Annotated in this window: 11 protein-coding genes; 10 read left to right on the forward strand and 1 reads right to left on the reverse strand. The window is 59.4% G+C overall.

Annotated elements, in window-relative coordinates:
• The 10 genes from HKL97_RS09270 to HKL97_RS09315 form a co-directional block, all read left to right on the forward strand.
• A partial coding sequence (locus tag HKL97_RS09270) for a 2-dehydro-3-deoxy-6-phosphogalactonate aldolase (RefSeq protein WP_291424641.1) occupies positions 1 to 437 on the forward strand: 437 nt, incomplete at its 5' end.
• A 96-nt stretch (positions 438 to 533) separates the two neighbouring features.
• Positions 534 to 1,508, forward strand: a complete 975-nt coding sequence (locus tag HKL97_RS09275; protein ID WP_291424643.1) for a LysR family transcriptional regulator — start codon at positions 534 to 536, stop codon at positions 1,506 to 1,508.
• Positions 1,509 to 1,679: 171 nt separating this feature from the next.
• Positions 1,680 to 3,404 carry an IlvD/Edd family dehydratase gene (locus HKL97_RS09280; RefSeq protein ID WP_291424645.1) on the forward strand — a complete coding sequence of 575 codons (1,725 nt, stop codon included), beginning with the start codon at positions 1,680 to 1,682 and terminating at the stop codon, positions 3,402 to 3,404.
• Between the two features lie 11 nt (positions 3,405 to 3,415).
• Positions 3,416 to 4,177 carry an SDR family NAD(P)-dependent oxidoreductase gene (locus tag HKL97_RS09285; RefSeq protein ID WP_291424647.1) on the forward strand — a complete coding sequence of 254 codons (762 nt, stop codon included), beginning with the start codon at positions 3,416 to 3,418 and terminating at the stop codon, positions 4,175 to 4,177.
• A 6-nt stretch (positions 4,178 to 4,183) separates the two neighbouring features.
• Positions 4,184 to 5,050: an SMP-30/gluconolactonase/LRE family protein gene (locus HKL97_RS09290; RefSeq protein WP_291424649.1), complete on the forward strand. Its 867-nt coding sequence runs from the start codon at positions 4,184 to 4,186 to the stop codon at positions 5,048 to 5,050.
• A 436-nt stretch (positions 5,051 to 5,486) separates the two neighbouring features.
• Positions 5,487 to 6,476, forward strand: coding sequence for a sugar ABC transporter substrate-binding protein (locus tag HKL97_RS09295; RefSeq protein WP_291424651.1), 990 nt, complete (start codon positions 5,487 to 5,489; stop codon positions 6,474 to 6,476).
• Between the two features lie 150 nt (positions 6,477 to 6,626).
• On the forward strand, positions 6,627 to 7,496 hold the full coding sequence (locus HKL97_RS09300; protein WP_291424661.1) for an ABC transporter permease: 870 nt from the start codon (positions 6,627 to 6,629) through the stop codon (positions 7,494 to 7,496).
• Between the two features lie 4 nt (positions 7,497 to 7,500).
• Positions 7,501 to 8,268 carry an ATP-binding cassette domain-containing protein gene (locus tag HKL97_RS09305; RefSeq protein ID WP_291424653.1) on the forward strand — a complete coding sequence of 256 codons (768 nt, stop codon included), beginning with the start codon at positions 7,501 to 7,503 and terminating at the stop codon, positions 8,266 to 8,268.
• Between the two features lie 77 nt (positions 8,269 to 8,345).
• Entirely contained in the window at positions 8,346 to 9,278 is a 933-nt protein-coding gene (locus tag HKL97_RS09310; RefSeq protein ID WP_291424655.1) for a dihydrodipicolinate synthase family protein, read from the forward strand.
• A 59-nt stretch (positions 9,279 to 9,337) separates the two neighbouring features.
• Positions 9,338 to 10,075: an SDR family oxidoreductase gene (locus tag HKL97_RS09315; protein ID WP_291424657.1), complete on the forward strand. Its 738-nt coding sequence runs from the start codon at positions 9,338 to 9,340 to the stop codon at positions 10,073 to 10,075.
• On the opposite strand, the gene HKL97_RS09320 is transcribed toward HKL97_RS09315, so the two are convergent.
• Entirely contained in the window at positions 10,072 to 10,581 is a 510-nt protein-coding gene (locus tag HKL97_RS09320; protein ID WP_291424659.1) for an FAD-binding protein, read from the reverse strand. The two genes, HKL97_RS09315 and HKL97_RS09320, sit on opposite strands and share 4 nt — an antisense overlap.
• Between the last annotated feature and the right edge of the window lie 215 nt (positions 10,582 to 10,796).

Raw genomic sequence — 10,796 nt, forward strand, 5'->3', positions numbered from 1 at the left:
GGACGGTGCTGACCCAGGCGGAGGTGGCGGCGGTAGCCGATGCCGGCGGGCGGTTGCTGGTGGCGCCGAATACGGATGCCGGGGTTCTGCGCGCGGCGGCGCGGCGCGGCATGGTGACGATGCCGGGGGTGTTCTCCCCAAGCGAGGCTTTGCTGGCGCTGCGCGCCGGGGCTTCGGCGCTGAAGTTTTTTCCCGCATCCGTGCTCGGCCCGCGCGGCATTGGCGCCATCCGCGCTGTGTTGCCGCCCGATTGCGTGATTGGCGCCGTGGGCGGCGTTGGCGTGGCCGATTTCGCGCCGTATCTGCGCGCCGGTGTGCGGGCGTTTGGGTTGGGCACGAGCCTTTACATGCCAGGAAGCACGGCTGGAGAGGTTGGCGCGCGGGCGCGTGAGACTGTGGCCGCCTATGATGCCGCCCTGGCCGCCGGCGGAAATTAAGCCATAACAGGCTTGTTCTCTGTGCTGGATAACCGATAACCAAATGGCTATGCAGGTTCCCTAACCTCGCGAGACCGGGGACCGGGGAGATAAAGAATGGCCTATCGCCTTGCAAAAGATTGGTTTTTGCGTTCGCGGCTGAAGTTGCGGCATTTGCGGCTGGTTGTGGCGCTTGATGAGCACCGCAACCTGCACCGCGCCGCTGAAGCGATGAATATCGCGCAGCCCGCGGCATCGAAGCTTCTCTCCGAGGTTGAGGATATTCTGAATCAACCATTGTTCGAGCGGCACCCGCGTGGGTTGAAGCCGAATATCCAGGGGGAAATTCTGATCCGCAATGCAAAGATTGTGTTGCGGACGCTGGTGCACGCGGGCGATGAGATTATCGCCATCTCGAATGGAGATTCGGGCGTTGTGACCGTGGGGACGGTCATGGCGCCAATGGTGGAGCTTCTGGTTGAGGCGATTGACCGGGTTCATGCCACGCATCCGCGCTTGCGCATCACCATCGAGCTGGATGTGAGCGGTGTTCTGGCGAATCGCCTGCTTGAAGGCGCTATAGATTTCAGCCTGGCGCGCATTCCTCGGGACATGGATCCGGGGCAGTTTGAGTATCGCGAGCTTTGGGGCGAGACCATTCATTTTCTCTGCCGCGAGGGGCATCCCCTGGCCGAGCGGGATGATCTCACGATCCATGATCTGGCCGCCTGCTCGTGGGTGTTGCAGCCGCGGGGTGCGCCGCTGCGCCGGATGATTGATGACGCGTTTCTCTCGGCCGGGCTGGCGCCGCCGGAGGATGTCATCAGCTCAACCTCCGCCGTGATGGCCATGATCATGGTCGACCGTTCCAACGCGATTACCGCCATGGAGATGCAGGTGGCGAAACTTCTCTCTGGAATGGGGCGGATTCGGATCCTGAATTTTGCGAATCCCTTGAGTGTGGAGCCTTATGGGCTGTTGCGGCTGGGGGAGCGCCCGCTCTCGCCCGGTGCGCTTATCCTGTATGACGCGATTGCCGGCATTGCCGCGGCAAGAGCCAGAACGCCGGAGCTTGCGGCTGCGGCCGGATAGAGGTTCGATAACCAAATGGTTATGTAATGCTGGTAATTTGTTATTTGACGGTTATTGCGGTGGTTCGTATGTAAAGATAGCGTTCGTGCTTTGCGGATGCCAATATAAAAACCGAGGAAACATTATGGTCTATCCTGATCTGACGCCTGGTGTGCGTTTTGGAGGACAATTGTGAGCGCGCCCGCTAAAAAACAGCGCCGCAGCCAGGAATGGTTTGGCAAAAAAGACCGTGATGGGTTTGTGCACCGAAGCTGGATCAAGAATCAGGGGTATCCGGATGATCTCTTCGATGGCCGGCCGATTATTGGCATTTGCAATACATGGTCGGAACTGACCCCCTGCAATGGGCATTTTCGTGAACTCGCGGAATTCGTCAAGCGTGGCGTGTATGAGGCGGGCGGGTTTCCGCTGGAGTTTCCCGTTATGTCGCTGGGGGAGACGCAGTTGCGGCCTACGGCGATGCTGTTTCGCAATCTTGCCAGCATGGATGTTGAGGAAAGCATACGCGGCAATCCGATCGACGGGGTGGTGCTGCTGATGGGGTGTGACAAGACCACACCCTCGCTGTTGATGGGCGCGGCCAGCGTTGGCCTGCCGACAATCGGCCTTTCCGGCGGCGCGATGTTGAATGGAAAGTTCCGCGGCCAGGATGTTGGTTCGGGAACGGGGGTTTGGATGATGTCCGAGGCGGTGCGCGCCGGGCAAATGACCATGGATGAATTCGTGGCGTCTGAGTCCTGCATGCACCGCTCCTCGGGCGTTTGCATGACGATGGGCACGGCATCCACGATGGCGAGCATGGTTGAGGCTTTGGGCATGTCTCTGCCTGAGAATGCGGCCATTCCGGCGGTGGATGCCAGGCGCAAGCGTTTGGCGCAGCTCACCGGGCGGCGCATTGTTGAAATGGTGAATGAGGATCTGACCATCGACAAGGTGTTGACGCGTGAAGCCTTTGAGAACGCGATCCGTGTGAACGCGGCCATTGGCGGGTCGACCAATGCGGTCATCCATTTGATCGCGTTGGCCGGGCGGATCGGTGTTGAACTCTCCCTCGATGATTGGGATCACCTTGGCCGCGATCTGCCCTGTCTGCTCAACCTGCAACCATCGGGAAAATATCTGATGGAGGATTTTTATTACGCGGGCGGGCTGCCTGCGATCATCCGGGAGATCTCGCATCTGCTGCATAACGAGGCGAAAACGGTCAATGGCAGATCGATTGTCGAAAACTCGCAAGCGGCGGCATGCTATAACCGGGATGTGATCCACGCCTATGATGCGCCGTTCAAGGATTCCGCTGGTATTGCTGTTTTGCGGGGCAATCTTGCGGAAAACGGCGCGATCGTGAAGCCCTCGGCGGCGACGCCGGCGCTCATGAAGCATCGGGGCCGGGCGGTTGTGTTTGAGACGATTGAGGATTTTCATGAGAAGATCGATGACGAGTCTCTGGACATCGATGAAAACTGCATCATGGTGCTGAAGAATTGCGGGCCCAAGGGTTATCCGGGCATGGCCGAGGTGGGCAACATGCCTTTGCCACCCAAGGTGCTGCGCAAGGGGATCACCGATATGGTCCGTATTTCCGACGCCAGAATGAGCGGCACGGCTTATGGCACGATTGTGCTGCATGTCTCTCCCGAGGCGGCGGCGGGCGGAGTTCTGGCGCTGGTGGAAAACGGCGACATGATCGAGCTGGATGTGGCCGCGCGGCGGCTGCACCTGGATGTTTCGGATGAGGAGCTGGCGCGCCGCCGCCAGTTCTGGCAGGCTCCCGAGAGCCCGGCGCGCGGATGGTACAAATTATATGTGGATCATGTGCTGCAAGCGGATAAGGGAGCCGATCTTGACTTTCTGGTCGGCGCGAGCGGATCTGTCGTAAAGCGTGAATCACATTGAAGGATGCTGTGATGTCTGCACAATACCCCAGCCTGGAAGGCCGCGTTGTATTTATCACGGGTGGCGGAAGCGGCATTGGCGCCGCACTGACCAGGGCCTTTGCCGCGCAACGCGCGAAGGTCGCGTTTGTGGATATAGCCGAGGCGGAATCGGTTGCACTTGTTGAGGCTGTCGGCAAGGAGACTGGGAACGCCCCATTGTATCTGCGCTGCGACATTCGTGATATCGCGGCGTTACGCGTGGCGATTTCGCAGGTTGCCGCGCAGCTCGGCACGATTAACGTGCTGGTGAACAATGCCGCCAACGACCAGCGCCATGCGATTGCGAGTGTGACGCCGGAATACTGGGACAACCAGATGGCGATCAACCTGCGGCCGATGTTCTTTGCGGCGCAGGCCGTGGTGCCCGGCATGCAGGCGTTGCGCGCGGGGTCGATCATTAATTTTGGCTCGGTGAGCTGGATGATCGGGCAGGGGGGGATGCCCGCCTATACCTCCGCGAAAGCCGCCGTGCACGGGCTGACGCGCGGCCTCGCCCGTGATTTCGGTGGGGATAATATCCGGGTGAATACGCTGATACCGGGGTGGGTGATGACTGAGCGCCAGCTGAAACTTTGGCTGACGCCCGAGGCTGACGCGGAGCGCGCGAAACGGCAATGCCTGCCGCTGCGCGTGCAGCCGGAGCATATTGCGGCCATGGCGCTGTTTCTGGCAGCCGATGACAGCGCGGCTTGTACGGCGCAGCAATATATTATCGATGCCGGATGGGTTTAGCCGGTGGTGCGTGTTCTCGATCCGGCGGCCGCGCTCCTTGGAGAAGGTCCGGTCTGGATCGCGGAGGAGAATGCGCTTTATTGGGTTGATATAAAGGGCCGCCAGCTCAACCGTTATGATATGACCGATGATGCGGTTACGCGCTGGCTTATGCCGGCGCAATTATGCTGGGTTATCGCGCGGCGGCATGCTTCGGGCTTTATCGCTGGTTTGGGCAAGGCAATTGGCGTATTGCATATGTCTGAACCGCCTGTGTTCGAGGCAAAGCTGGATGTGGAAGCGGAGCTGCCGGGCAACAGGCTCAACGATGCGAAGGCTGATGGCGCTGGAAACATCTGGCTTGGCACGATGGATGATACGGAGCGGCGGCCGGACGGCGCTCTCTATGCTTTGGGGGCGGATTTCAGCCTGCGGCGCGAGGATAGTGGCTATGTCGTTGCCAATGGCCCGGCCTTCAGCCCGGACGGTGTGACACTCTACCACACCGATAGCGCGGCGCGTACAGTTTACCGGTTCCGGCGCCGGGCGGATGGAGGGTTGGCTGAACGCGAAGTGTTCGTATGTTTTCAGCCTGAGGACGGCTACCCGGATGGTATGACGGTGGATGCGCAAGGAGGCGTGTGGGTCGCGCATTGGGGGGGAGGGCGTGTAACGCGCTTTCTGCCGGATGGAACACGCGACCGCGCGATCGAACTGCCGGTTTCGCAGGTGACGAGCTGCGCCTTTGGCGGCAAACGGCTGGACCGGCTGTTTGTAACCAGCGCGGCTGCCGGCCTGTCCGCGGCGGCGCGGGCGGCAGAACCGCTTGCGGGCGCGTTGTTTGAACTGGACCCAGGGGTTGTTGGCCTTTTGCCTGGGCGCTTTGCAGGGTGAGGCTGGCGATGGCGGGGGCTATCTGGGTAATATCAGAACGGATATCTCTCGCGCGAAAATGATTATTTGACAGATATCAAGACCGTTCTTAATCGTTAGTGAAACTTACTGCGCGGCGGGCATCTGTCCAAGAGGTGCCATAAGCCGGAATGCCAGGCGTAAAAAAAGGCAACAAGAGGAGGCGTGTCATGCTTTGCATCATTTCCCCGATTCTTTCTGCGGCCTGAGCATGAAGGCCGCGCAGACGTTGAGGCGCCGGAAGCGATTATTCCGTTGATTTCAATAAAAAACGAAATAATCGCCGATTAATTACTCCAAAAACGAAAACAAGAGGAAGCATCATCCAATGACTGACGAGAATTCGGATCTCAATAAAATTTCGCTGCGCCGCCGCATGATCATGCAAGGCGCTCCCGCATTGGTGGCGGCGGCAGGCATGGCCGCCATGGCCAAGCCGGCGCTGGCCGATATGGGCAAAAATGGCCCGCTGCCCGCGCATAAAAAATGGCAGCTCGTTTTCGTCAATCATGTGACGACCAATCCATTCTTTGTCGCCACCCAGTACGGCATTCAGGATGCCTGCGATTATTTTGGCTGCGGCTACCAATGGACCGGATCTGAAACCGCCGTCGTCGGCGAGATGGTAAACGCGATGGACGCTGCGATTGCCGCGAAGGCCGACGCGATCGGCGTGTGCATTGTCGATCCCACGGCCTTCAACGAGCCAACGGCGCGCGCCTTGCAGGCCGGCATTCCGGTATTTGCCTATAATGCCGATGCGCCGGCCAATAGCGGCAACAAGCGTCTCGCCTATATCGGCCAGGACCTGTTCAATTCGGGCTATCAGATGGGCAATCGCATTGTCGATCTGGTCGGCTCTGGCCATGTCGGCTTGTTCATCGCAACGCCGGGGCAATTGAATATTCAACCGCGTATTGATGGGGCAATCGCCGCGATCAAGGCTTCGGGCAAGCCGATCACCTATGATTCCATCGCCAGCGGGGCAACGCTGGACGAGGAGTTGCCCAAGATCAAGGCCTACTACCTGGGGAACCAATCGGTGAAGGGCATGTTCGCGGTGGATGCCGGATCGACGCAATGCGTTGGTCAGGTCATCAAGGAATCGGGTCTGCGCGCCAAGGGGATTTATGGCGGCGGGTTTGATCTGGTGCCGCGGACGCTTGAATATATCGACCAGGGCGTTCTCGACTTCTCCATTGATCAGCAGCCTTATCTGCAAGGTTTTTATACGGTCATGGAAATGGTCATGTTCCTGTCTTCGGGGGGTCTTGTGGGGCCGGCCGATATCAACACGGGTCTTAAATTCGTGACCAAGGCGTCCGTTGCTCCGTACCTTTCGACCAAGACACGGTTTGAAGGCGACAGCACCGTGCAACAGGTTGTTCCACGTTCCGGCGCGATCTAAGGGTAAGATAAGATGACAAGCAGATCGGCGGCGCAGCCGGGTTTAGCATCCACGAAGTCACACTGGCATCATCTCCTGTTGCGATTCATTGTGCGGGCGCCGGAAGCCAGTATTGCGGTGGTTGGGATCATCCTCCTTGTTGCATTTGAGGTGTTGAGTCCTAATTTTCTGACAAACGCGAACCTGAGCACGGTCAGTCAGTTTTTTTCACCATGGGCGATCATCGCCTGTGGCGAGATCATGCTGCTGATCTGCGGGGAGGTTGATCTTTCGGTCGGCCAGGTTTTCGCCTTCGCGCCATTCGTGATGCATTTCACGGCCGCCGCCGGTCTGCCTCTGTTCGCAGGGGTTATCGTGGCTTTGCTTGTCTCTGGACTATTGGGGCTGGCGATCGGTTTTATAACCGTCTTTTTTGGTGTTGCCTCCTTCATCACAACCCTCGGCGCGATGCTGCTCATCAACGGGCTTACGCTGACGTTGAGCGGCGGCTTCCCGATTGACACGCCGAGCACCCCGCTGGCGGCCATTCTGGGCGGGTGGAACTATAGCGAGGTTTTCTGGGCGGCGTTCATCGCGCTCGTGTTGCACCTGGTGCTGCGCAATACGCGCTGGGGGCTGCACACCATCGCGGTTGGGGGCAATCCCACCGGGGCGGCTGAGGCGGGTATTCATACCGCGCGGATCAAGATGGGAAATTTTGTGCTGTGCAGCGTGCTCGGCGGTTTTGCCGGGATTCTCAATGCGTTTCATGTCACCTCCATCGACCCGAATGCCGGCGGCGCCAATGTGATGTTTCTTGCCATAGCATCGGCGGTGATTGGCGGCACCTCCCTACTGGGCGGCTCTGGGACAATTCTGGGTGGATTTATCGGCGCCGCGGTGCTGGGGATTCTTCAGGACGGTTTCACATTGCTGGGCATCAACGCCTTCACCTTTGATATTATCACCGGCGCGGCGATCCTGATCACGATGATCACCAATGTTCAATTCGCCAAGCTGCGGCTCCGGAACCGGATTTAAGACAATGAACACAAACCCATTGACGCTTGAAGCGCATAATATCTCGAAAAGTTTCGGGAACATCCAGGCAATCCGCGACATTTCCCTCACGCTGGCGCGGGGCGAGATGCTGGGCATCCTGGGCGATAACGGTGCGGGAAAATCAACCTTGATGAAAATCCTCACTGGCTATCATCAACAGACATCGGGCGAACTGCTGGTGAATGGCACGAAGGTGATGCTCTCATCGGTGGATCATGCACGCAGCTTCGGGATCGAGTGCGTGTATCAGGATCTGGCGATGATCAATACGCTGTCTGTTTATCATAACATGTTCCTCAACCGTGAGATTTTGCGGCGCGGACCGCTGCCTCTGCTCGACCATAGGGCGATGCGCAAAAAGGCGGAGGCGGCGCTTGAGGATATTGGCGTGAACATTCCATCTGTCGATGTGGAAGTTGGCGCGCTCTCGGGCGGGCAGCGCCAGGCCGTGGCGATTGCGCGCGCCGTTGCCTCGCAGGCCAAAATCCTGCTGCTCGATGAGCCCTTGGCGGCAATGGGCGCACGCGAGGCGGCGCTTATCATTGCGCTGATCGAGCGGTTGAAGGCGCGGGGCGATGTCTCGATGATCATGATCGCGCATAATTACGCCCAGACACTGGATGTAGCCGATAGGGTGATGATGATTCAGCGCGGCACCTGCACTTTCGAGGGGCGCTCGGCTGAGACTTCGGCGGCGGAACTCTTCGATATCGTGCGCCGGGAGTACCAAGCCAACCGGGTGCAGGGCTGAGGGGGCGCGCGCCTGGCGCCGTGGCGTTGCCTCTCCCGGTGGTCTGATTTGTTTTCTACATTGCGTCTGGAGTTATAATGAGCGGCCTGCATCCAAATCCGCCTTTTCGTGGCGTCTTCCCCGTGGTTCCGACGATTTTCGACGAGGCAGGGCGGCTCGACCTGGAGGGGCAACGGCGCTGCCTTGATTTCATGATCGATGCCGGGTCCGACGGGCTGTGCATTCTGGCGAATTTTTCGGAACAGTTCGTGCTGAGTGACGGCGAGCGCGATCTGCTGACAACAGTGGCGTTGGCGCATGTGGCGGGGCGGGTGCCGGTTATTGTTACGACCAGTCATTTCAGCACCCATGTCTGCGCCGCGCGCAGCCGGCGGGCGCAGGATTTGGGGGCGGCGATGGTGATGGTGATGCCGCCGTATCATGGTGCGACCATCCGCGCGGCACAGCCGCAGATTTTTGAATTTTTCCAGGTTTTGTCGGGCACTCTGGATATTCCCATCATGATCCAGGATGCGCCGGTCAGCGGTACGGTCCTGCCGGTGGAGTTTCTGGCGTCTCTGGCGCGCGAGATCGAGCATGTCAGCTACTTCAAAATCGAGGTGCCGCAGGCGGCGGCCAAGCTGCGGGCGCTGATTGCCGCGGGTGGCGCGGCCATCGAAGGACCGTGGGATGGTGAGGAGGCAATCACGCTGCTGGCTGATCTGGATGCGGGCGCCACGGGGGCCATGACCGGCGGGGGGTTCCCGGATCTGATCCGGCCGATTGTGCATGACTATCTGGCCGGAAGGCGCGAGGCAGCGGTGCAGGGCTATGAGCGCTGCCTGCCGCTGATCAATTTCGAGAACCGGCAATGTGGCCTGCTGGCGGCGAAGGCGCTGATGCAAGAAGGCGGGGTGATTGCCTGCGCGGCAGGGCGCCACCCCATTGCGCCGCTGCACCCGGCGACACGCGCAGGGCTGGTTGAGACCGCGCGCCGGCTCGACCCCCTGGTTTTGCGCTGGGCGGCATGACTTGCTCGCTGCCGGCATGATTTGCATATTCAGTTAAACAGCACGAAGGAGCGGGAAAGATGGCAGGCAGGCTGGCGGGAAAAACGGCATTGGTCACGGCGGCGGCGCAGGGCATAGGGCGCGCCAGCGCGGAGGCCTTCGTGCGCGAGGGCGCCAGGGTGATTGCCACGGATATTGCGGATTTTACCCTGGAGGGGGTTGAAACCCGCCATCTGGATGTGACGGCCCCGGGGGCGGCCGAGGCTCTGGCGGCAGAGCTGGGGCACATGGATATCCTTTTCAATTGCGCGGGCTATGTGCACCAGGGCACTGTGCTGGATTGCGACGATGCAGCCTGGGACCGCTCTTTTGCGATTAATGCCACGGCCATGTTCCATACGATTCGTGCCTTTCTGCCGGGCATGCTGGCGGGCGGCGGCGGATCCATCATCAACATGGCGTCTGCGGTGTCCAGCGTGAAGGGGGTCGTGAACCGCTTTGCCTATGGCGCGAGCAAGGCCGCGGTGATCGGCCTGACGAAGTCCGTCGCGGCGGATTTTGTGACGCAGGGCATACGCTGCAATGCCATTTGCCCAGGAACGGTTGAATCCCCCTCGTTGCAGGAGCGCATCCAGGCATTGGCGCTACAGCGGGGAGAGAGCGAGGTGGCGATACGCCAAGCCTTCATCGCGCGCCAGCCGATGGGCAGACTTGGAACGCCGCAGGAAATTGCAGCCCTTGCAGTTTATCTTGGCTCGGACGAGTCAGCCTTTACCTCGGGCGCCATTCATCTCATCGACGGGTGCTGGTCGAACTAAATGCGCCTGAAATCCTCATCCACGCCATGCCGGGCAAAACTGTTGAACCGGTCAATTGTGTTTTGCAATATGGCTGGATCAATTCCGCACTTCGCCGCAAGATCGCTGACGCTGTCCGTACGTTGCAGAAACCCGCTTTTGAGCATCTGATTGCGAATTGATTTTTGTGATAATTCCGCAAACATGTAGCGCTTGAGAAACCTTCCATCCATAATCAGCCAATGGCGTTCATTTGCAGCGCCATGCTTGTACATGATTTTGCCGGTTGCCATATATGAGCGTGCCTTGTTCATGTAACGTTTTGCAGATGCATCAACGATAATGCTACCCGGCAGCGCGCGCAGTCCCAGCGCAAGGCCATTCTGATCCGGCCCCGTCTGGATTGACGGCATCCACCAGCAATCTTCCGTGATCTCCCGCCCTGCGCCAGCATCCGCGCCTTGCGGGCGCGTACATGACTCTCCCGCATCGGGCGCGCAGGTGCTGGCCATGAGGAATTTGTACATGCTCTCCGGTGTCTTCAACGCCGACCGCCTGTTGCACCGGCGCCACGTGGACGGTCACGCTCGGTATCGCTGCGCGTGATTGTTGAAGCGATTCTCTACATGCTGTCGACTGGCTGTTAGGGCCTGTTGATAAACAACTGGTCGTTTACCCTGTGTTGGGGGTGATTGTGTAGTTCCATTCGCCATGGAACTGATGAGGGGAGAGATTGATCGCC

The organism is Acidocella sp. (assembly GCF_013044125.1).
In the GTDB taxonomy this organism is placed as follows: Bacteria; Pseudomonadota; Alphaproteobacteria; order Acetobacterales; family Acetobacteraceae; genus Acidocella.